The organism is Brachybacterium sp. FME24, assembly GCF_014897705.1.
GTDB lineage: Bacteria > Actinomycetota > Actinomycetes > Actinomycetales > Dermabacteraceae > Brachybacterium.
In genome coordinates this window covers 1-21,712 of record NZ_JABUXV010000024.1, presented here as the reverse complement: position 1 = coordinate 21,712, position 21,712 = coordinate 1, and the positions used below count along the sequence as shown (strand labels likewise).

Below are 21,712 nucleotides of genomic sequence, written 5' to 3'. Positions count from 1 at the left end.
CGTCATGGACGAGCCGAGCTCCCCCGCCCCCACCGCTCCGACCGCTCCGACCTTCGATGTCACGGCACTGCCGCCGCTGGACGAACTGCTCGACGCACTCACGGACCAGCTGGCGGCCTGGATGCCCGCACAGCGCTGGTACGCCCACAAGGGCACCGGGCTCCCCAGGATCACGATCCGGGGCTGGGCGCCGCTGCGGGTAGCGCCGGACCACGCTGTGGTCCTGGCCGTGGTGGCGGCCGACGTGGACAGCGCGGGCGCCTCTGGTGAGGCCCTCTACCAGGTCCCCCTCGTGCTGCGCCCACCGGACGGCGCCCCGGTTCCTCGCGACCCCGGCTCCGAGATCGGCGTGCTGGCCGTCCCCGGAGGCCCGCTGCGCTTCGACGATGCCACCGGTGACATCGACGGACGCGCCGCGATCATCGCCACCCTCGTCTCCGGGGAAGGGGCCCTGGGCCCCTCGCTGAGCGTGACGTCCCAGCGGATGGCTCCCGATGCCCCGCTCCCCCTCGGTCGCGCGATGCGCAGTCGCCTGCTGACCGGCGAGCAGTCCAACACCTCGATGATCATCGAGACCGAGGGGGCGACGCCGATGATCCTCAAACTGTTCCGCGTGCTCCAGCACGGGCAGAACCCCGACGTGGTGCTCCAGCGCGCACTCACCGCTGCCGGCAGCGCCCGGGTGCCGGCGCTGGTCGGATCGGCGAGTCTGCGCGCGGGCGAGGTGCGCACCCATTCGCTATTCGCCCAGGAGTTCCTGCCGGGCGTCCAGGATGCCTGGCGCGCAGCCCTGCGTCTCGCAGTCGCCGGGGAGGATTTCGACGACGCCGCCCGCGCCCTCGGCGCGACCGTGGCCGAGGTGCACCGCGACCTCGCCACAGCCCTGGGGGCCATCGGCACCGATACGACCCTGGCTGCAGAGATGGTCACCCAGATGCGCCGGCGGATCGCAGAGATCTCGCAGGAGCTCCCCCAGGTCGCCGCACATCGCAGGGCGCTCGAGACCCTGCTGGACGCCGCTTCGGACGTGCCGTGGCCGCCGATGCAGCGCATCCACGGCGACCTGCATCTGGGACAGGTTCTGTGGGCGCCCGAACGCGGCTGGGTGCTGGTGGACTTCGAAGGGGAGCCCCTGCGGCCGCTCGAGCAGCGCTCACGGCCCGACTCCCCGCTGCGGGATGTGGCCGGGATGCTGCGCAGCCTCGACTACGTGGCCGGCGCGGTCGCTCACGAGCACGCGACCGACGCCAGCGCATGGGCCGCAGCATCCCGCGCAGCGTTCCTGGAGGGCTACTCGCAGGTCGCCGGCATGGCGACCGACGGGCCGGCGCTGCACGTCCTGCTCGCGGCCTTCGAGGCCGACAAGGCGGTCTACGAAGCACTGTACGAAGCACGCAACCGACCGGACTGGCTGCCGATCCCTCTGGCCGCTCTGGACTGGATCAGCGCACGAGCCGCGGAGGAGGGGTCACCGGGCTGATCGGCGTGGGCGGGCTGGTCGAACGCGTCGGCTGCAGGGACCCGGGCAGGAACGGTGCGCTGATCGCGCGCACCGCCACCCGCACCCCCACGACCACATCGAGCAGGTCGCCGCGCTCATCGATCCAGGTGGCACCGCAGATCCCCTGAACCTCGCTGTCCGAGCGTCGACGCATCCCGCGTGCCGTGGCGACCGCATGGGCTGCCGCCAGGGCCCGCTGGGCGTTGTCGCCGTCGGGTTGACCTGTGCTGGCCAGCAGCGCGCTGACATGGCAGAAGGTCTCCAGGCCGCGCCAGGACTCACCGGAGGAACGATCGCGCTGGGGCCGGTGGTCCTCGAAACCGGCCAGTCCCGGCTGCTGCTCGAGCAGGACGGTGGTCACCGCAGCGAGCAGCGCATGGATCCGTCCGTGGGTGTCGTCCTGGCTCGGAATCGACAGGGAGGGACCGGCCGGGAGAGCTGACATCCCTGTCCACCTCTCGCCTCTCGCACTGCCGAATCCGGCGGCGTCCCCGTGGCCCGCCCGACCGGAACGGATGCCGAACAGCGTATCGGCCCTCGTCCTCCCTGCCGATGGGGAGAACTCCCCATGCCCTCCCGGCAGCACCCGGTGGAACGGGAGCGGAGCACTCCCGAGCAGTCAGTTCTCGACCGGCACGAACTCCACCGGGGCGACCGAGGAATAGCGGTCCTGACGGATGGAGACCACGCCCACGCCACCGATGAAGGGGGCCAGCGCCTGCGGGTTCTTGCCCGGGTTGGCCAGGATGACCTGGAACCCGAAGTGCCGGAAGGACTCCATCGCCGCCGTGATGAACTTGCCGGCGCCCTTGGAGAAGGCCTCATCGATGATGATCGGTGCGAAGCGCGGAACCTCCTGGCCGGTCCCGGCCAGCTGGTACCGCAGTGCCGCGGCGAGGCAGAAGGTCGCCAGCCGCTCGTTCTGACCGCCCGACAGCGGGCCGCCGGACTCATGGGCGTGGACCACGGTCCCTTCCGCGTCGACCTCCTCCGCATGGAAGTGCACGTGACGTCGCACGTCGAGGATGACCCGGGAGACCTGGTCATCCCGGGTGCGCGCCGCTCCGATCATGTCCATGAGGTGGCGCAGGGAGAGGAAGCGCTCCTCGGCCAGGTCCCGGTCACGGCTGATGTCGTTCAGGGCCATATCCGCCACGGCGTCCTCGAGAGCCCGTTTGAACTCGTCGAGGGCGGCGAGGTGCACGGGCCGCATCGACAGCTGCAGGAAGCGACCCGAGTGGAACTCCACCTGCGCGAGCAGGGCGTTGATGCGCTGGAGGCGCTTGCGGATCTCTGCCGGTTCGCGGGCGATGGCGGTGGCCAGGGCCTGCACATCCCCGAGGGTGTTGCCGGTGAAGAACTCGAAGAAGCGGTCCTCGACCTCCGGCAGCTTCTCCTCCTCGATCCGCTGCAGGATCGCGAGGAAGTCGTCGGCCGCCTCGAGGGTGGGCGCGGTGTCCCCGGCCTGGGCGGGCCAGCGACGGGAGAACTCGCGCATCACGGTGCGGATGTCCTCCTCGGTGCGGGAGGTGCGCCTCGTCAGGGCCATCAGCTCGGCGTCCAGGGTCGCCGAGGCGTCCTTGGTGACCTGGTCGATGTTGCCGATCAGCAAGGTCGGGGCGATCGCGGTGAAGCGCTCGGCCAGCTCGGCCTCGACCTCCGGATCCAGACTGGACTCGGCGATGCGCTCGCTCGCCTCGGCCAGGCGTTCGGCGGCGCGCTCGGCCTGCTCGCCGAGCTTGCCCGCGGTGCGCACGACCTCCAGCAGTTCCTCGTCGGAGTCGGCGATGGAGCGTTCGACGTCCTCGATCTGGCGAGCCAGCTCGGACAGGGCGGCCGAGCCGTCCTCCGCGGCGCGCACCATGTCGCGCAGGTTCGCCACCCGCCGTGCCACCGAGGCGGCGTCGATGTCGTCCCAGGTGACAGAGCTGATCGACTGGAGGGCGTACAGCCGCTCCCGCCGCTGCTCGCGCTCGGACTCGACGTCCTTGCGGCGAGCCTGGGCCTCGAAGAGGGCCTGCTCGGCGCGGGTGCGCTCGGTCTCGAACACCGCACGCTTGGCACGGTTGTCGAAGCCCAGCACCCACTGGGAGCGGTCGTTGATCTGCCGGTCGGCGTTCTTCTCGTGCCGGGCGGCGGAATGCTTGATCTGCCCCGAGCGCAGGACGGCGCGAGTGAGCCGGGTGAACTCCTCGAGCGTCTCCGCACAGGTGTAATCCATGCGGGAGGCGATCTCATGGCTGAGCCAGACATGGAATTCGCCGTCCTTGACATCGAGCTTCGCGGCCAGCGAGCGCTCGTCGATGCTCTTCGAGGGGCGGCGCAGCTCGGTGTTGACCCGGTTGTAGGAGATGCGTCGGCGCAGCTTGGTGCGGTCGATGACCGAGGCCACCTCGCGGTAGATCCGATCGGGGACCAGGATCGAACGGGCCAGTCCTCGCAGCGCCTGCTCGGCGGCCGCGGTCCACTCCTCCTCGCCGGCGCGCACCTGCAGCAGCTCGGCGGCGAAGGGCAGCTCGGTGGGGGCGATGCCGACCTCGGCGGCGATGTGGTCGCGCAGGGCGATGTCCTCGGAGTGCAGGTTCGAGGCGCGGGAGGTCAGCGAGGTCAGCTCCTCGCGGGTGCGGGAGAGGGTCGCGGTGAGCTCACGCACGTTCGCCTCGGCCTCCCAGCGGGCGGAGTCTGCGCCCTTCTCCTCGGACTCGAGGGACTCCCGCAGAGCATCGACCTCGCGCTGCAGGGCGAGGAACATGTCCTCCCCGGCGGGAGTGCGCAGTTCCACGGTGGCCAGCAGGGCGGCGAACTCGGTGCCCCGCTCCCGGCGTCGATCGCGCTCGACCTCGAGACCGGCGATCTGCTGCTTCCAGTCATCGATCTCGCCACCACCGGCGCGACGACGCTGCTCCTTGAGCTGGCCCAGGTCGGAACGGGCCTCGGAGACATCCTGGGTCAGTCGACGCTGCTGGGCCCCGAGACGATCGCGCTCGAGCTGGAGGCGACCGGTCTCGTCCCCGAGCAGACGCACCAGATGCTGGGCCGCGTACACATCGATGTCGGCGCGACGATCCACCAGGGCACCACCGCGCTCGCGCATCGCGGTCCAGTCCTCATGGTTCTCCCGCAGCCCCCGCAGCAGGTCGCGCTGCTCCCGAGCGGTGACCAGCGCCTCGTACACCTCGGAGAGATTGTGGAAGTTCGCCAGCGCCTGGTCGGCGAGTTCGAAGGTGCGGGGCGCATCCAGCATGTAGTCGCGCAGGAGGGCGTTGACGTCGCCGAGCTCCTTGGCGGACTGGATCTTGTGCAGCAGCCCGAGCGCCTTCTCGTCCGGGATGCCCAGCAGCTGGCTGAAGGCGGCCCGGTACTCGCGGAACTGGCGGAACGTCTCGGTGCCCGGGTGGGCGGCCTCCAGCGCCTTGCCCTCGATCTGACTGGAGACGAACTGGCGCAGATCGGTGACGTCCAAGGGCTTGCGCGCGATGACGTACAGGCTCTTCACGTCGGAATCCGCCGAATGGCCCGCGTGCAGCAGGAGCAGGCGCGAGAGCTGGACGGTGCCGCCCATCCCGTCGGCGTAGCGCAGCGTCAGCACCGACAGGGTGGTCTTGTCGCGCAGCACCTCCTGGCTGAACTCGCCCGTGGCCTGGTCGTAGTGCATCGCCCAGGCGCCGCGCACATAGCTCGCGACCGTGCGGCGGTACTTCGAGCGCGCCGGGCCCGCGTCGGAGGCGGCGGCGTTGAACTGCAGGGTGCGCGGCGGGGTCAGCAGGGCGCTGACCGCGTCCAGCAGCGTCGACTTCCCGGTGCCGGGGCCTCCGGTGAGGAAGAAGCCCTTCGGGGAGATCGTCAGCTCATGGGTGCCGTGGAAGGTTCCCCAGTTCGAGACCTGCACAGCGGTCAGGCGCCACTGCCCCGGATGCGGATGGTCCGGATCGGTGGCGACCTGGTCGGTCGGCGCGTCGGTCTCGGGCATGCCCGGAAGATCGAGGGTCTCGGCTGCGGAATTCACCCTTGCAGGGTACCGGGGTCGCGGCCCCGATGTGCTCAGTGCTCGGGGCGCCCCTGACGCCAGTACCCCATGAAGGAGACCTGCCGCCGATCCAGGCCGAGCTCGGTGACCAGGTGGCGGCGCAGGGACTTGATCACGCCGGCCTCTCCGGCCAGCCACGCGTAGAACGCCCCGTGCCCGGTGGTGGTCTCCCACAGGATGTTCTGGTCGACGTCAATATCCTCGAGGTCCGTGACATCCATGACGTCCGTGACGCCGCCGGCCTGGTCGCCGGTCCCGTCGGCGGGTCGGAACGCCTGGGCGTTCTCGCTCATCAGTCGCTCCACCTCGACACCGAGCAGCTCGCCGTGGGGGCGGTCGCCGCGCGGGAGCCAGCGCACCTGCACCCCGGAGCGCGTGAGGATCCGCTGCTGATCGGAGGCGTCGGGCACCTCGATCAGAGCGTGCCCGCTGATCGAGGCGGGAAGCGACTCGAGGATCGACCCGATCGCCGGGACGGCGGTCTCGTCCCCGACCAGGAGCACGGTGCGGGCGGTGCCGGGGCGGAACTCGATGCCGCCGTAGTCGGGACCGACCAGGTGCTTGTTCGGGCCGAGCAGGCAGAGGGTGTCTCCGACCTGCGCGGCGTCGGCCCATCGGGCGGCCACGCCGCTGCCGGGGGTCTGCTCGGGGTCGAGGTGGAGGACGAAATCCACGTCGATCTCGGGATCAGCACCCAGGTTGCCGGGGTGGCCGGCGGCGCGGAGGTCCCGCACGGTGTAGGTGCGCAGCCATCCGCGGTCACGGGGGTCGATCTGCAACCAGGTGCGGTACCACTCGGCGTGGGTCGCGGGGTCCAGCACCGCGCCCGGACGCACGGAGGCGAAGTGGTCGGCGCTCGCCTCGGGGCCGGGGATGATCATCTTGATGCGCAGGTCCAGCGGGTGGGAGTTGGTGCCGAAGTGGGCCAGGTCCGCACTGGAGAAGGTGAATCGGACCAGGGACTGCCCGAGCTGCTGCTTCGCGATCACGGTGGGTTCGAAGGCGAGCATGGCGCTGTGCTCGAGGGCGGGCACCAGCTCGGCGGTCGGTGCTGCCGGGGCGGCGGTGAGAGTGGACAAGGCGTACTCCTCCGGGGTGGCGTCGGGGGTGTTGTCGGGGGCGACCTCGCGGCCGCGCGGCAGCACCATCGGGGTGCCGGTGACGACGTCGGGGACGATGCGGGACTCGAGGGCGAAGACGTCATGGACCATCTGCTGCGTGATGACGTCGGCCGGTGGGCCCTCGGCGTGGATGCGGCCGTCCTTCACGGCGACCAGGTGATCGGCGTAGCGGGCCGCGAGGTTCAGGTCGTGCAGGACGATGCCGACGGTGGTTCCGCGTTCCCGGTTGAGGTCACGGACCACGTCGAGCACGTCGAGCTGATGGGTCAGATCGAGGAAGGTGGTGGGCTCGTCCAGCAGCAGCACCTCGGTCTGCTGGGCCAGCGCCATCGCGATCCAGACCCGCTGGCGCTGCCCCCCGGAGAGCTCCGCGACCGGGCGGTCCTGCAGCTCGTCGGTGCGGGTCGCGGCGAGTGCCTCCTGGACGGCGCGCTCGTCCTCCTCGCCCCACTGGGCGAGCAGCCCCTGGTGGGGGAAGCGACCTCGGGCGATGAGTTCGCGCACGGTGACGCCGTCGGGAGCCAGGGGGGACTGCGGGAGCAGGCCGAGCCGGCGCGCGAGGTCCTTGCCGCGCAGGGTGTGGATGTCCTTGCCGTCCAGGACCACGGAGCCTCGACGGGGGGTCATCAGGCGTGAGAGCCCCCGCAGGACGGTGGACTTCCCGCAGCCGTTGGCACCGACGATGACCGTGATCTGCCCTTCGGGGAGGGTCAGGGTGAGGTCGTGGACGATCTCGCGCCGGTCGTAGGCGAGGTGGAGGTTCTGCGCGTGGATCACAGCCATGACCGGGCCACCTTCCACTCGCAGCGATCGGGATTCGGGTCGGCGGCCAGTTCAGGAACCGCTCCACCACCGATTCCCGGTGGTGAGGTACGCCTGACCTTATTCTGCAAGCCTGGTGGGACGCAATTGCCCGGCGGTCTATGTCCGTCTGGCGCACCCAGGGGTGCACGCCACAGGCGCGACGGAGGCTCCCGAGCGACCAGGATCACGTCCCACGATCACCGCACGTCATCACACCCCGGGCCGTTCGGCGCGCCGTCATTGCCCGCGCCAGCTCCACGGGACGCCACGGCAGCGCGCCACGCCCCGGCCAATCCGGGTTCACCTGTCGTTCACGTTGCTATAGTCCGTGAGCTAACAGGGTGCCACCGCCGGACCACGGCAGTGATCGGCCCCCGCGCTCGATCTCCTCCCCGCTCAGCGATGCACGGTGACCGGGTGCCGGACCTGCCCGACGTCACCGAGGAGTCCGAGGAGTATCGATGAAGGGAGCCCGGAGCGACGTGCGCCGACCGGATGCGCGCCGCGTCGACCATTCCGCAGGCTCGCCGGAGGGAGCAGCCACGCTGATTCTGCAGAGGACCGCCGTCGAGCCGTCCACCACCCTCTGGGACCAGGCCTTCCCCGCCGCCTCCTGGCGCAGCGTCCTGGGGGGACGCGAGGTGACCGTGGAGGTCGAGGGCCGGCGCCCGATCCTGCGGGGCTCTCGTGACGGCCGAACGGACTACCTGGGCCCCGTCACCCACGGTGGACGACGCCTCACCCGAACCGAGCTGGAGCATGACTGGCTCTGGCTCGACGGGGACATCCGCTCCGTGACCTGGAGCGTCGAGGCGGATGTCGAGCTGCCGCCGGTGACGGTGGTGGTGCCCACGTACAAGCGGGAGAGGGACGCGACCGAGCAGGTCCGTCGATTCACCTCGATGAGCATCGTCGACGCCGTGGTGGTGGTCGATCAGGGCGGGACCCTGGCCACCCATCCCGGATTCACCCTTCTGCGCGCCTCGACGGACGCGATCCGTCTCGTGGTCCAGGAGAATCTGGGTGGCTCGGGGGGATACGCCCGGGGAATGCTCGAGGCCTCACAGGATCCCGGCTCCGCCGTGCTGTTCTCCGACGACGACGCCGTCATCAGCGAGGAGTCGCTGCGACGGATGCTCACCTATCAGGCACTGACCACCCACCCCACGATCCTGGGCACCCCGCTGTTCTCCGCGAAGCAGCCGACCCGCCTCATCGCCCATACCGAGACGGTGCGGGCTGCGGTCTTCCAGTGGACATCGGCCGACCATCTGCACGGAGGGGCCGGGAAGGACCTCGCCGGGACCACCCCGGCGGACTGGTCCTTCCTGGCCCTGCGAGGCGAGGCGAACTACACCGGCTGGTGGGGCACCTTGTTCCCGCCCGGCACGGCGGCCGAGCTGGGGCTGCCCGTGCCCCTGTTCCTGAAGTGGGACGACGCCGAGTACGGTCTGCGCGCCACGGCTCGCGGGTACGTCCACGTCGTGCTGCCGGGCACCGCCGTCCACCATCCGCCGTGGAACGCCTACCGCACCCAGATGACGTGGACCGCCAGGATCCTCCATCGCAACCGTTTCGCGATCGCCGCCGCCTACGGGGCCGGACGCGGAGTGATCGGCTCCTCCCTGGTCCATCAGTGCAAGCACATCCTCTCCGGTCACCTCCTGACGGCCGAGCTCTGGGAGGAGGGCATCGACGCCTTCCGAGCCGGGCCCGACGCCTGGTTGGGCAGCGATCTGCAGCGCGCCCGGAGCGACGGTTCCCGCGTGGTGGCCGCCTGGCTGCTCGAGCACGGGAGCGATGAGGACCTGACCCCGACCCGCTCCCGCCCGCCGCCTCTGCCTCGGGCCCTCGCCCGCTCGCTGGCACGGATGGTGCTTCCCGACCGACCTCCGCGCGTGGTGCTCGCCCTTGCGTCCGACGCCGTGCACTGGCGCGCCACCCTGGGCGCCGACGCCGTGGTCATCACCGACGACGACGGGGTGCCGGTCTCGACCTTCCTCGTGCGCGGCTCGGACGCCCGTCACGCCCTCGTGCGGACGCTGAGATCCCACTCGGGCCTGGCCCTGCGCTGGCCCCTCCTGCGCCGCCAGTACCGTCGCGCTCTGCCTCGGCACACCACCACCACGTCATGGGCCGTACTGTTCGGCGCGGGCCCCGAGCCCGAGCAGCCCGATCAGACAGTTCAGACGGATCAGACCAGGAGGAGGTGAGCATGCCGGCACGCGGGAACGCCCTCAAGCGCAGGGTGCGCAGCCTCGGCGGCAAGCTGCTGCGCCGCTACCGCCTGCTGCCGGGCGGCATGCCCGATGGCCTCGGGGACGACGGCGCCCTGCGGGACGCAGCCCTGGAGGGCGAGGTGGTCGTGTACTTCCCCGACACCTCCGACAGCCTCTACCAGCTGCGCAGCTGGTACGGACCGCTGCGCGAACTGCACCGGGCCCAGGGCGTGACCATCGTGTGCATGGATTCCCGCGCCGCCGCGACCATCCGCGAAGAGACCGCGCTGCCGGTTGTCACCATCGCCCTGGACGCCACCCTCGACGCGATCATCCTGCGCAGCGGCACGAAGCTGGTGCTGTACATCAACTTCAACCCGCTCAACACCGCTGCGCTGCGCTCCCGCTCCGCGATCCACGTCTCCCTCCTGCACGGCGATTCCGACAAGACGGTCTCCGTCTCGAACCAGGTCAAGGCCTACGACTACTCGTTCGTGGCCGGACAGGCAGCGATCGACCGGCTCGAGCGGTACACCTCGTTGTTCGACGCGGCCGCCCGGTGCATCCCGGTGGGCCGACCATCCCTCGACACCGAGCGCCTGCCCCTCGCCTCCCCTCCCCACGAGCGCCGAGTCGTGCTGTACGCGCCGACCTGGGAGGGCGGTCAGGCCTCTGCCGGGTACAGCTCGCTGCGCACCCACGGCCAGCAGATGGTCCGGTCCTTGCTCGCGGCGGGCCTGGAAGTCATCTATCGCCCCCATCCCCTCACCGGCGTGCGGGTGCCCGAGTACGGAGAGGCCGACAGCGCGGTGCGCGTGCAGCTCACCGCCGCTGGTGGTCTGGTCAGTGTCGATCGGACTCTGCAGCAGGACTTCGCCGAGGCCGATCTGGTGCTGTGCGATGTCTCCGCCGTGGCCAACGACTGGCTGCCCACCATGCGCCCGCTGATCGTGACGAGGTCGACGGACCCACAGGCACGGGATGCGGCGACCGAGCTGCTGGACGTGGTGCCCCGCCTGTCGGAATCGGAGGCGGACCGGGCCGGCGAGCTCGCGGTGGACCTGATCGAGCACGACACGCTGCGCGAGGAGAGGATCGAGCTGACCGAGTACTACCTCGGGGACACCACCCCCGGCGCCTCCCTGGCGCGGTTCCTGGACGCCTGCCGCCGTCTGGCCGCACGGCGGGACGAGCTGTGGAGTCAGATCCAGGAGAACGAGCGGACCACGCCCCACGACCGGAGCTGACCTGCTCGGCTCCGATACGGGGCCGTGCCGACCGAGCCGCCGACGAACCGATCGCCGCACCCGCCACACCCCCGCGTGCCGCCCGGCAACGGCGGCTCGAGCTTGTACAGTGAACGCAGCGGGTCGTGGAGGTTACGACCCGGTGAACTCGACGGATGCGGTCGTCTGACCTCGTGCTACGTCAACTCGGGAGCAGCGCCGCCGACCCGCATGAAGGAACAACCTATGTACTCACTCATCCTCCTCAATGGCGGGATAGGCAGTCGCACGGGTGCGAACCAGCCGAAACAGCTCCTCAAACTGCGAGGGATACCGATCCTGGTGTATGCCCTCGTCACGGCCGATCGGGTCGATCAGATCTCCCAGATCGTGGTCAACTACCCGCCGGAGTGGCGCGAACAGATCGAGGAGGTCCTCGAGGCCTACGCGATCTCGACCCCGGTCACGCTCGTCGAGGCCGGCCATTCGCGCCATTCCTCGGTCGCGGCGATGGTCCCGCACTGCACCAATGACGACGTCATCATCCATGAGTCCGCGCGCCCCCTGGTGCGGGGACAGGACTTCCAACGGCTGATCGACTCCGAGTTCCGCAACGTCTCGCTCATGTCCGAGATCGCCTTCACCGTGGCACCGGTCGACCCGGAGACCTCCGCGGTCACGGGCTCCCTGGACCGCTCGCGACTGCGCAACGTCCAGCTGCCGCAGAAATTCGCGAAGTCCGACCTCCAGGATGCGCACTCCAGCGCTCGTGAGCAGCAGGTCGAGTTCACCGAGGACGCCACACTCGTCGCCGACAGTGGATTCCCGGTCCACTTCATCGACGGCTCGGACCGGAATTTCAAGGTCACCACCAGCACTGATCTGAAGATGGCAGGGTTCCTCCTGCGACCCGAGGAGGACGACGATGAGTAAGACAGCGCTCGTCACCGGAGCATCGCGAGGCATCGGCCTCGAGACCACACGGCGTTTCATCCTCAACAACGACCAGATCACCACGGTGGTGATGTTCGCGCGCGATTCGGAGGACTTCGACGCCGCGGTCGCGGAGCTCGAAGCGGAGCTTCCCATCGGGCGCAGGGTCATCCCCGTGAAGGTCGACGTGGGCGACCGCGGCGCCCTGAAGAAGGCGGTCAAGCACGCCTACGACGAGGTCGGCAACATCGACATCCTGGTCAACAATGCCGGGTACACGAATCCTGTACCGCTCCAGCAGATCAAGATGGCCGACTTCGAGAAGACGATGAACGTGAACCTGTACGGTCCGTTCACGGTCGTCAAGACGTTGCTGAACCGTGGCAATCGTTTCGATCTCATCGTCAACATCGCCTCCACCGCCGGTATCAACGGCCGCTCCGGGTGGCTCGCGTACTCGGCCTCGAAGGCCGCCGTGATCAACATGAGCCAGGCGATGCGCGAGGAGCTGTCGATCTACGGGACCCGGGTCGTGTGCCTCTCCCCCGGTCGTACGGCCACCGCGCTGCGCAAGACTCTCGCCCCGGACGAGGATCCCAGCACGATCATGCAGCCTGAGCATGTCGCCCAGGTCATCAACACGATCTCCTCACCGGTGGGTCGATTCATCGATTCGGAGAACATCGTCGTGCGGCAATGATCCGACGCTGACGTGAACGTCGCGAACGGGGCCCGTGCACCAGTGGTGCACGGGCCCCGTTCGGCACGACGGAGGACGTCCGCTCAGTGCAGGGTCTTCGCGCGCTTCTTCTTCTCCTGCACGAACGTCTTGTACCGCGCGCAGACCTCTTTCGGCTCGCCGTCCATGACGAGCTGGCCGTCGTGCACCCAGAGCACTCGGGTGCACATGCTCTGGATGGTCGCCAGGGAGTGGCTGACCAGGAACACTGTCCCCGCCGCCTGCCGGATCTCGTCCATCCGGGCCTTGCTCTTGGCGCGGAATCCGGCGTCACCGGTGGCGAGGGCCTCATCGATCATCAGGATGTCCGGCACCGCCGACGCGGAGATGGCGAAGCGCAGGCGTCCCCCCATCCCGGAGGAGTAGGACTTCATCGGCAGATTGACGAAATCGCCGATCTCGGCGAAGTCCACGATCTCCTGGTAGCGCTCCTGGACCTGCTTGGGGGTGAGGCCGAGGGCGAGGGCGCCGATCATGATGTTGCGTTCCCCGGACAGGTCCTTCATGAGGACCGCGTTCACGCCGAGCAGGGCCGGGTTGCTGGCCACGTGGACCGTTCCGGATGCTGGCGGGATGAGCCCGGCGATGGCGCGCAGCAGGGTCGATTTCCCGGAGCCGTTCACCCCGATGATGCCGATGGCCTCTCCGTGCCGGGCCGCGAACGAGATGCCCCGGATCGCCTTGACCTCACGGATCGCCGGTGCACGGCCTCCTCGGCGCAGCAGCTTGGCGAGCGGGCCCTGCTTGCGCCCGGGGCCGTGCCCGACCTTCTTCGCGCCGAAGACGCGGTAGGACACGTGCAGATCGTTCACCAGCAGCGAGAGCTCGTCCGAGGGAACCCTCACCACCGGGGAGTTGTCGAGGTCCTCAGGGTCGACCTCGAAGTCGACTTCTTCGATATCAGTCACGACCGTATCGCTCCTCTCCGCGCCAGAACACCACGAATCCGACGAGGGCGAACACTGCCGCCCACCCGACTCCGAGCAGCCACATCGTGCCGTCCGGCGGATACGCGGGCTCGTTCAGCAGCGCAGAACGCACGAGATAGAGGTACACGGCGACGGGCTGGTACTCGACGATCCAGCCCCAGCTGAACTGCCCCAGGTACCGGTCGATGGAGAAGATCACGCCGGAGCTGTACATGAGCACCCGCATGATGTGCGGCAGCAGATTGTCCAGGTCGGGGGTGATCGCGACCCAGCGCGCCACGAGGAAGGCGCAGCCGGTCGAGAAGATCCACATCAGCCCGACCGCGGGGAACAGCAGCAGCCAGTACGCGTCGATCGTCACCGTGCCGGCGATGGGCAGGAAGCCCGAGAAGTACGAGATCACGCACATGACGACCAGTGCCGGCCCCAGGACGGTGAGCTCGGCGAGGACTCCCGCGATGGGGAGCACGGCGCGGGGGAACTGCACCGACCGCACCAGGTTCATGTTCTTGTTGACGGAGTGCGCGCCGGCCATGACGGATCGTTCGAAGAACCGGAACATGAACACCCCGACCACGATGAACGCGATCGTGTTCTCGATGCCTTCGCGGCCGACCTTCAGGATGAAGCCGAAGATGATCACGTAGACCGTGGCATTGAGGATCGGGGAGAACAGCGCCCACAGCTGACCCAGATAGGTGTTCTGGTTCTCCGCGTACGCCTTCGAGATGGCGAGCACCTTGATGAACGCTCGACGCGTCCAGAGGTCCTTGAGGTACGGCACCAGGCGCGGACGGACACCGACCTGATCGAGTCCGTTCTCCCGGGCAGCGCGGTCCACCGACGCCTGGTCGAAAACGCGCTCCAGCGGCGCGGGCACCTCGGGTGCCGCGGCGCTCCCTGCCTCGCCAACGGTCAAGACACTGCTCCCATCTCGCCGAGGCAATTCGATCTCACAGGCCCCGGGGTCTGTTCATGATAGTGACGCGAACGCGCCGCAGTGGTCTCCACCGCACCCGCGCGACGTGCCACTCTACGACGACCGGCCGATAGGACGCAGTTGCCGTGACCGATGCCCCTCGGGGCATGTTCCGCGGGGCCACTTCAGCCGGAGGAGACCTGTCGGACCTCAGCGGCGTCGTCACCGCCGCTGCGGTCCGAGCACCCCGCGTACGCGCTGAGGCAGGGACGTCGCCTCCTGCCGCACCCGTCGCGCCGATCTGCGGCCGACGACACGGAGGTCGTCCACGGCCTGACGGAGGATGTCTCCGGTCCGTTCGCCCTCTCGCCAGGTCTGCGACCCCGCGGGCCCCGCGGGCGCGATGCCGGGTTCGGCGGACGGCGGCAGCGGAATGCTCCGCGTGGCATCGCCGTCCTGGAGGATCAGACGGCGCGCTGGGCCACTGTGCGGGAGATCCGAGGGCAGTACGACGCAGACCAGGCCACCACTCAGGGTGGAATGCGCGGCGCGGGTACTGCGCGACGTCGCCCCGCCGTCGGCCGGCACGTGATACGTCACGGATCCGCGACTGGTCACCGCGAGGATGGCCAGTTCGGAGGCACCGCTGTGGTCGATGACGCCGCGTACCGATGCCTCCGGCAGGTCGTTCTGCGTATGGGTGAAGCCGAGGTCGATCGAGAGGTTCTCGGGCCCGCGCGTGAAGTACAGCTTGCCCAGCGGAGGTGCGTCACCCCCGTCCGGGAAGAGATAGATCGACTCGGCGTCCACCTGCTCGGACCGCTTCGCGCCGAACCGGGTCAGGATCTCGTCGTCCCCGAAGCGCTGGACCATGTACGCGTCCCAGACGCCCGAGGTGAACTCGCGCAGATCGACCGCTGCCCGCACCGCGTTCCCGCTGCCGGACGGCGCGTCCACGGGACGCTCGACCTGGGTCGGGATATCGACCGCCTCGTCCGTCCCGCGGTGGCGCAGGCGCAGGAGCGTGACCGGCGCAGGCGTCCTGCAGTCTTCGGCGAGGACGGTTGCGCGGAGCTCGACGACGCGTCCGCGGCACGAGACCCCGGTCAGGGTCACCTCTCCCCGCACCACGGGCGGGTGAATGCGGTGCTCACCGATCCTCGCGGCAAGTTCCGGCGGGATCGGATACCTGAAGCGTGCTCCGTCATGGACGGCTCGCGTCTCACCGCGCGACTGCCAGGCGATGACCTCCTGCAGGCTCTCCAGGTCCCCGGCGATCGCGAGATCGACCTTGGTCCGCGTGAGCGGCTCGATATACGGGGCGGTGACGTCGTGGTAGACCGGTGCGAGCATCTCCCGGACCCGATCGGCGACGCGACGCTGCTCGTCCTCGGGCAGGTCGAGGAACGCTGCCCCGAGGATCGGGGGGAGCTCCCGTCGGAAGGTGCGTCGAACGATCCCATCTCGCAGGGCACCGGGCTCGGTCCCGGTGACGATCGCGGACAGGACCGCGCTCGCGAGGTCGGCGTACTCCACGGGCGAGCGGAACGTGCGGGTGATGTTGGAGCCGTCCGTGCGCCGCCGGATCAGGACGAATTCGCGATCGGCGCAGATGCTGAACCTGCTCGCGGCGAGGTAGAGGGCCGCGACGAAAGGCTGGTCCGATCCGACGCGGAGATGGGGCGGGTGGTACGCACCGGTGCGCTCCACGAGCTCTCTGCGGAAGAGCTTGACCGCGCTAAGGGTGTTGAAGATCTTGTGCTCCACGAGATCTGCGTCGTACACGGTCTTCTTGTAGACGCTGCCCGGGGTGCGACGCCCGCCGAGGCTCCCGAGCTTCGGGATGACCACATCGGAGCCCTCTCGCTCTGCGACGTCGACGAGTTCGCGCAGGGCGTTGGGCGTCATCACATCGTCCGAGCCCAGGAGGAAGAAGTAGCGACCTCGCGAAGCCCAGATCCCTTCGTTGCACGGCGAGGCCGGGCCGCCGGACTGCGCCTGGTGGATCGCGCGGAAGTTCGGGTACCTCTGCGCGTACTCGTCCACGATCATCTCGGAGCCGTCGTCCGAGCCGTCGTCGACCATGACGACCTCCAGCTCGGACTCGGACAGGCCCTGCTCGAGCAACGAGTCGAGGGACTCGGCGAGGTACGTCCGGGAGTTGTAGACCGGGATGATCATCGAGATGAGAGGGGTTGCCTCAGGGGTGTCAATCATGTCGGCGCCATCGGCCATGAAGAGAATCGCTCCGCAGCATTGCAGGTCAGAAGTCTCGCGAGCTTCGCTCTCGCATCAGCGTCATCGACACGGCGACAGGGACGTCGACGTTCTCTCGGGTCCCCCGCCGGCACCGATGAATCGCCAGAGTAGCTCCGAACATCCACAGATGTCCACGGGATGAACAGCGGTCGCACGTATGGTGTACTCGCGCCGAATTCCTGGCATGCCGGGCCGGCCTTTCGCTCGGTCGGCCGCGGTCCCGACGTTTCCATGAGCACTCGCCGAACTGCGCGCCTGTCCCCTCCTGATCATTCCGTCCCCATGAGGAGTCCCGTGGCGATGACCCAGAACGAAACCGCAGGCAGCACTGCGCTGCCCGCTCGCAGGTTGTCAGTTCCCTGGAGCCGCGTCAGCAGCCTTCGGAGGCGCCTGACGCAGACGGTGTTCGCGATGGCACCACTGGCGCTGATGGCGATCGGAGTCCACCCGGCCCTCGCCGCCCTCCCTGCCGTCTACCCGTTCTTCGTCCTCCTCCGCCGTGGATTCCGGCGCCTGCGCAAGCACGTGACGCGTACGGCGCTCACCGGCGAGCACGGGATTCGGCTCCTGCTGGGTCTGCTGCCCCTCGCGATCGCCTGGGGCACCGGAGGCACAGGGCCTGCGGGGTGGGTGGCGGTCATCCTGTTCGCACTGGTCCCGCTCGCCGAGCCCGTCGTCACCCGGGTCGCCCCGGGTCGCAAACTGCGGGTCGAGAACCTGCCCGGGATCTCCGACACCCGCGGGCCGAAGCTCCCCGTGAACGTCGTCCTTTTCCTCGACCTGGCCGTGACGGCCTTCGCGGGCATCCTCCTGCTGCTCGGCGTCCCGGCAGGGCCCCTGCTCGTGCTGCCGCTCATCGCGCTCGTCGTGGCCGGCGCCTCCGCGCTGGACTCGTTCCAGCGCATCCGTGAGTCGGTCGACTCCGACAACAACCTGTATGCGGCGGTCGAGGCGTACGACCCGACGTTCATCCTGTACTACGGGGTCCCGGCGGGATCCTCCTACCAGGTGGGCATGTGGATCGAGTTCCTCGAGCGCACCGGCGAGAAGTTCATCGTCGTCCTGCGCCGCACCTCGGCCTTCCGCGAGATCACCTCCCTGACCGACGCCCCCGTGGTCGTGCGCACGAACATCTGGCAGCTCGACGATGTGGTCACGCCGACCATGACCGCTGCCTTCTACGTGAACAACTCCGCCCCGAACGTGCACCTGGTGCGATACCCGCACCTGACCCACGTGCAGTTGCTGCACGGCGACAGCGACAAGGCCTCCAGCTTCAATCCTGTCACCGCGCTCTACGACAAGGTCTTCGTGGCAGGCCAGGCCGGGATCGACCGCTACGAGGACAACGGCGTGGACATCCCCAAGGACAAGTTCACGATCGTGGGCCGCCCGCAGGTGGAGGCGGTCGAGCAGCAGCGCCCCGAGAACATCCCGGTGCGCACGGTGCTCTACGCGCCGACGTGGGAGGGTCATTACGCCGACACGAACTACGGCTCCCTGCCGGTGGGCCCGGCGATCATCCGTGAGCTGGTCGCCCGAGAGCGGACGGTCGTCTTCCGCCCCCATCCATACAGCTATCGCAATCCGGAAGCCCGGCAGCGCATCGTCGAGATCCACGAGATATTGCGTGCCGACCAGGATGCGAGCGGCCGCGCACATCTGTACGGCCCCCCGGCGGAGAAGGAGCTGGATGCTTTCGGATGCTTCAACGCGGCCGACGCGATGATCTCCGACGTCTCGTCGGTGGTGCCGGACTTCCTGCACTCGGGCAAGCCCTACGGCCTGGTCACCATGACCGCTACGGTCGACGAGTTCGAGCGGGCGTTCCCGCTCGCCCGCTCCTCCTACGTCATCACCAAGGACCTGTCCAACCTCGACCAGGCCCTCGACGAGCTGCTGCTGCACGACACCAAGTCCGAGCAGCGCAGAGCAACCCGTGAGTACTACCTCGGTCCCTTCGCCCCGGAGAACTACGCGGAGGCCTTCGTGGGGGCTGCACGCGATGTCGTCCTGCATGCCGGGAAGACCGCTCCGGCGATGACTGCCCCCGCCGAAGGCGAAGAAGGTGGCTCCGAGGCCCATGGCAGCGACAGCCGGCCGGGGCGCGGGGTGGACCCCGACGACGGTTCCGAGGACGACAAGGACGAGTGAGGCCACGAGCCGCCTCTGCGGAGGCAGTCAGCTGCCCGTCGCCGCCGCCCGCGAGGCGGGAGGTCGACCAGTCGGTCGAACAGTGCCCGGGACCTACTCGGCGCTCGCGTCGCCGCCGTCCGTCACAGAGCCCTCGTCGCCGCTGTCACCACTGTCGCTCGGGTCCTCGAGACCGCCGACGCCGGCTTCCCGATACAGCGCGATGAACTCGCGTGCGGCGTCGGGCCCGATCATGAGGCGCAAGACCGGGGAGACCTCGTAGTCGTCGCCCTGCTCGTCGAGCAGTCCTGCGCGTTGGACCTTCGCGATCGAAGCGCGGACCTCTTTGGCGAAGCCTGCCTCGTCGGTCGAGGTGGTGCGGCGATAGGCGGCGAGCGCCTGCTGCACTTCCGCCTCGGAGACCACGGTGCGCTGCCCGCGGGAAGATTGGGTGAGCAACATTTGCCGCAGGACCAGCAACAACACCGAGTCCAGGCGGTTCAATCCGGTCAGTCGGCGCAGCAGCTTCGGAGCGTCGGGATCGGATTCGCTCTGGCGCACGAAGGCGACCTGCGCATCGTCGTCGACCACCAGCTCGAGGAAGAGGTCCGCGAGCCGCGCCTCGAGCGAGGCCCGGTCGCGCAGCAGCTGGGCGTACCGCGCGGGGTCGCGTCGACCATCGAGGAACGGGCCCTGCATCAGGTGGACGAGCACCCGCCGGGAGTCGTCGACGAGCGCGGCGCCGGGGATCGGCGGCGTGTCGCCGCCGTCGGAATCCCGGGCGTCATCGGCTGCGGTACGGAGCGCTGAGCTGGTCACGGGGACATACCTTACCGGCGTCCGCTGACGCGAACCGAACGTTCCGTGCATGCCCGATCCCTGTGAACTCTGTCCATCGGACCCCGATATCTGGTGGAATCGGCTCTGAGAGCAGGATTTACTCCGCTCGATCGGGCGGAGCAGCCGACCGCAAGGAGCCGACGATGAACGACCTCCCCATCTCACTACCCGCACTCATCGGGATCATCGTGCTGGTCCTGATCGTCCTGATCGTTCTGATCGTGCTGGGCACGCTGGCGTCCAAGCGCCGCAAGGCGAAGCAGCAGGAAGAGGATCGTCGGCGCGCCGCCGAGCTGCGTGAACAGGCGAAGCAGGAGGAAGAGGCAGTTCAGGAACGCGATCTGAAGGCCAAGGAGAGCGAGCTCGAGGCCGATCGTGCTCGGCTCGACGCCGAGAAGAAGGCCAAGGCTGCGGAGCAGGAGCAGATCGCCGCCGAGCGTCGTCGGGCCGATGCGGACAAGCAGCGTTCCGCCGTCGAACAGGATCGCAGCGCTGTGGATGAGCGTCTCGCCGAGGCCGATCGCCTCGACCCTGACGCTCCGGATCCCGACACTCCGCGCGACAAAGCCGCCGCCAAGTCCGACACGGGGCACGGCGCGGGCGCCGGTGCGGCCGGTGGCGCTGCCGCCGGCACCGCTGGAGGAGCAGCCGCTGGTGCGGCCTCCGACCGCGACGGGACCGCAAGCTCCACCCAGGAGCCGGTGACCGATGCCCGCCGCGACGAGCCCGCACGCCGGGACACCGCTGCAGCCCAGGATCCGACCGCGCAGGCCCCCCGAGATCGCACGGCCGAGGCACCCCGTGAGGGCGCCGCAGCCGACGGTCGTGGCCTGGACGATGCCGGTCACGACCGCAACGACCGCAACGACCGCAACGACTCTGACGCACACCGAGGCGGGACCACGGCCGCTGCTGCGGGTGTCGCCGGAGCAGCGGGCGTCGGCGCAGGTGCTGCCGCCGCCTCTGCGCACGACCGCGGCGATGATCGTGATCGTGACCGCACCGATGCTCACGACGGCGACCCGCGCCCGGACGATCGGCGGGCCCGTGAGGATCTGGAGGCTGGCCGTTCCCCGGGCGGCCGCCCCCAGGACACTCCCGCTCAGAATGGCCACGCCACCGAGAGCCATGGAGCACACGCCGCTCGCACCGAGCAGGGTGCCGACCAGGCCGGCCGGAGCGACTCCCGCGACGCCGGCGCTGCCCCCGGCAACGACAAGGTCGGGGGTCAGACCGAAGGCCAGCCTCTCGAGGACAGCACGATCGAGGAGCGCGTCTCGCGCGCCGATGATCGCGGCGAGAACCGCGGCGACCACGACGCCCGAGTGCAGGACACCGGCCGCCCGGCCCAGCGCACCGCGCAGTCCGACGCCGCATCTGCACGACCCGGTACGGAGGCCGATGCCGGTGCCGGCGCCGGGCGCGATCCCGTGCACGGTGCCTCGAACACCGAGCACCGCCCGGGTGACGTCGGCACCGGAACCGCTGCTGGCGGCGCCGTTGCAGGTGGCGCCGTAGCCGGTGGTGCAGTTGCCGGAGGCGCCGCGGCGTCACGTCCCGAGGCCGGTCGCGACAGGGACGCGGAGGCCGCACGATTCGGCGAGCAGCCGAATCCCCAGGGCCCCGTGGGAGCCGAGCGCCACGCCTCGGACCCTGCAGATCGCGGCCCGGCCGGGCCGAACGCCCAGGACCCTCTGGACGAGGCGGAGAACCCGCGCGGTCGTCGGGCCTCACGCGCTGAGGACGAGGTCTCCCCGGCCGGCAACGAGCAGGGTCGCCCCCAGGCGCGACCTGCCGATGACCTGAACCGGGAGAACGATCTCGGACAGGCCCACGGCGGTGGCACCCAGCCCACATCGGCCGGTGCAGCCGCCGGAGCAGGTGCAGGTGCAGGTGCAGGTGCAGGTGCAGGTGCAGGTGCAGGTGCAGGTGCAGGTGCAGGTGCAGGGCAGGTGCAGGAGCATCCGACCCGCGCCTGGCCGAGGGCGGCACGCCGCAGCAGGCCGCCAACGAGCAGGGTCGCCCCCAGGCGCGACCTGCCGATGACCTGAACCGGGAGAAC

Annotated in this window: 14 protein-coding genes; 7 read left to right on the top strand and 7 right to left on the bottom strand. The window is 69.4% G+C overall.

The genetic code is table 11. The annotated features are described in order from the left end of the window. The first annotated feature begins 4 nt into the window (after nucleotides 1-4). On the top strand, nucleotides 5-1,480 hold the full coding sequence (locus tag INT51_RS19855; protein WP_193107149.1) for a phosphotransferase: 1,476 nt from the start codon (nucleotides 5-7) through the stop codon (nucleotides 1,478-1,480). Here INT51_RS19855 and INT51_RS19850 read toward each other — a convergent pair. The 3 genes from INT51_RS19850 to INT51_RS19840 form a co-directional block, all read right to left on the bottom strand. Further along, complete coding sequence (locus INT51_RS19850; RefSeq protein ID WP_193107148.1) at nucleotides 1,443-1,946, bottom strand: hypothetical protein; 504 nt, start codon at nucleotides 1,944-1,946, stop codon at nucleotides 1,443-1,445. The genes INT51_RS19855 and INT51_RS19850 overlap by 38 nt on opposite strands. A gap of 174 nt (nucleotides 1,947-2,120) precedes the next feature. Continuing rightward, the gene (locus tag INT51_RS19845; RefSeq protein WP_226985981.1) at nucleotides 2,121-5,471 is read right to left on the bottom strand and encodes an ATP-binding protein; all 3,351 of its coding nucleotides are present in this window, start codon (nucleotides 5,469-5,471) and stop codon (nucleotides 2,121-2,123) included. Between the two features lie 71 nt (nucleotides 5,472-5,542). Next, on the bottom strand, nucleotides 5,543-7,432 hold the full coding sequence (locus INT51_RS19840) for an SIP domain-containing protein (protein WP_193107146.1): 1,890 nt from the start codon (nucleotides 7,430-7,432) through the stop codon (nucleotides 5,543-5,545). 482 nt (nucleotides 7,433-7,914) lie between these two features. On the opposite strand from INT51_RS19840, the gene INT51_RS19835 reads away from it, so the two are divergent. The 4 genes from INT51_RS19835 to INT51_RS19820 all read left to right on the top strand — a co-directional run bounded on the left by INT51_RS19835 (nucleotide 7,915) and on the right by INT51_RS19820 (nucleotide 12,531). Beyond that, complete coding sequence (locus tag INT51_RS19835; protein ID WP_193107145.1) at nucleotides 7,915-9,666, top strand: glycosyltransferase; 1,752 nt, start codon at nucleotides 7,915-7,917, stop codon at nucleotides 9,664-9,666. A gap of 2 nt (nucleotides 9,667-9,668) precedes the next feature. After that, nucleotides 9,669-10,919, top strand: a complete 1,251-nt coding sequence (locus tag INT51_RS19830; RefSeq protein WP_193107144.1) for a CDP-glycerol glycerophosphotransferase family protein — start codon at nucleotides 9,669-9,671, stop codon at nucleotides 10,917-10,919. 225 nt (nucleotides 10,920-11,144) lie between these two features. Beyond that, complete coding sequence (locus INT51_RS19825; protein WP_193107143.1) at nucleotides 11,145-11,831, top strand: 2-C-methyl-D-erythritol 4-phosphate cytidylyltransferase; 687 nt, start codon at nucleotides 11,145-11,147, stop codon at nucleotides 11,829-11,831. Beyond that, nucleotides 11,824-12,531: an SDR family NAD(P)-dependent oxidoreductase gene (locus INT51_RS19820; protein WP_193107142.1), complete on the top strand. Its 708-nt coding sequence runs from the start codon at nucleotides 11,824-11,826 to the stop codon at nucleotides 12,529-12,531. Before INT51_RS19825 ends, INT51_RS19820 begins: the two co-directional genes overlap by 8 nt. An 83-nt stretch (nucleotides 12,532-12,614) precedes the next feature. Here the strand turns inward: INT51_RS19820 and INT51_RS19815 are convergent, their stop codons facing one another. The 3 genes from INT51_RS19815 to INT51_RS19805 all read right to left on the bottom strand — a co-directional run bounded on the left by INT51_RS19815 (nucleotide 12,615) and on the right by INT51_RS19805 (nucleotide 16,635). Then, the gene (locus INT51_RS19815) at nucleotides 12,615-13,478 is read right to left on the bottom strand and encodes an ABC transporter ATP-binding protein (protein ID WP_193107141.1); all 864 of its coding nucleotides are present in this window, start codon (nucleotides 13,476-13,478) and stop codon (nucleotides 12,615-12,617) included. After that, nucleotides 13,471-14,418, bottom strand: a complete 948-nt coding sequence (locus INT51_RS19810) for an ABC transporter permease (RefSeq protein WP_226985977.1) — start codon at nucleotides 14,416-14,418, stop codon at nucleotides 13,471-13,473. The genes INT51_RS19815 and INT51_RS19810 overlap by 8 nt, the downstream gene beginning before the upstream one ends. A gap of 222 nt (nucleotides 14,419-14,640) precedes the next feature. Then, nucleotides 14,641-16,635, bottom strand: a complete 1,995-nt coding sequence (locus INT51_RS19805) for a glycosyltransferase family 2 protein (RefSeq protein WP_193107140.1) — start codon at nucleotides 16,633-16,635, stop codon at nucleotides 14,641-14,643. Between the two features lie 342 nt (nucleotides 16,636-16,977). Here INT51_RS19805 and INT51_RS19800 point away from each other — a divergent pair, with 342 nt between their 5' ends. Next, nucleotides 16,978-18,831 (top strand): CDP-glycerol glycerophosphotransferase family protein, encoded by a 1,854-nt coding sequence (locus INT51_RS19800; RefSeq protein ID WP_193107139.1) that lies wholly within the window; start codon nucleotides 16,978-16,980, stop codon nucleotides 18,829-18,831. Between the two features lie 93 nt (nucleotides 18,832-18,924). On the opposite strand, the gene INT51_RS19795 is transcribed toward INT51_RS19800, so the two are convergent. After that, complete coding sequence (locus INT51_RS19795; RefSeq protein ID WP_193107138.1) at nucleotides 18,925-19,629, bottom strand: DUF4194 domain-containing protein; 705 nt, start codon at nucleotides 19,627-19,629, stop codon at nucleotides 18,925-18,927. A gap of 164 nt (nucleotides 19,630-19,793) precedes the next feature. Between INT51_RS19795 and INT51_RS19790 the strand changes: the two genes are divergently transcribed. After that, nucleotides 19,794-21,701, top strand: coding sequence for a hypothetical protein (locus tag INT51_RS19790; protein WP_193107137.1), 1,908 nt, complete (start codon nucleotides 19,794-19,796; stop codon nucleotides 21,699-21,701). Nucleotides 21,702-21,712 lie beyond the last annotated feature (11 nt).

Bases quoted from the DNA above. Each gene is read 5' to 3' on its own strand.
- INT51_RS19830 (WP_193107144.1), top strand. From the start codon at position 9,669: ATGCCGGCACGCGGGAACGCCCTCAAGCGCAGGGTGCGCAGCCTCGGC.
- INT51_RS19805 (WP_193107140.1), bottom strand. From the start codon at position 16,635: ATGATTGACACCCCTGAGGCAACCCCTCTCATCTCGATGATCATCCCG.
- INT51_RS19790 (WP_193107137.1), top strand. From the start codon at position 19,794: ATGAACGACCTCCCCATCTCACTACCCGCACTCATCGGGATCATCGTG.
- INT51_RS19835 (WP_193107145.1), top strand. From the start codon at position 7,915: ATGAAGGGAGCCCGGAGCGACGTGCGCCGACCGGATGCGCGCCGCGTC.
- INT51_RS19845 (WP_226985981.1), bottom strand. From the start codon at position 5,471: ATGCCCGAGACCGACGCGCCGACCGACCAGGTCGCCACCGATCCGGAC.
- INT51_RS19825 (WP_193107143.1), top strand. From the start codon at position 11,145: ATGTACTCACTCATCCTCCTCAATGGCGGGATAGGCAGTCGCACGGGT.
- INT51_RS19850 (WP_193107148.1), bottom strand. From the start codon at position 1,946: ATGTCAGCTCTCCCGGCCGGTCCCTCCCTGTCGATTCCGAGCCAGGAC.
- INT51_RS19800 (WP_193107139.1), top strand. From the start codon at position 16,978: ATGACCCAGAACGAAACCGCAGGCAGCACTGCGCTGCCCGCTCGCAGG.
- INT51_RS19820 (WP_193107142.1), top strand. From the start codon at position 11,824: ATGAGTAAGACAGCGCTCGTCACCGGAGCATCGCGAGGCATCGGCCTC.
- INT51_RS19840 (WP_193107146.1), bottom strand. From the start codon at position 7,432: ATGGCTGTGATCCACGCGCAGAACCTCCACCTCGCCTACGACCGGCGC.
- INT51_RS19855 (WP_193107149.1), top strand. From the start codon at position 5: ATGGACGAGCCGAGCTCCCCCGCCCCCACCGCTCCGACCGCTCCGACC.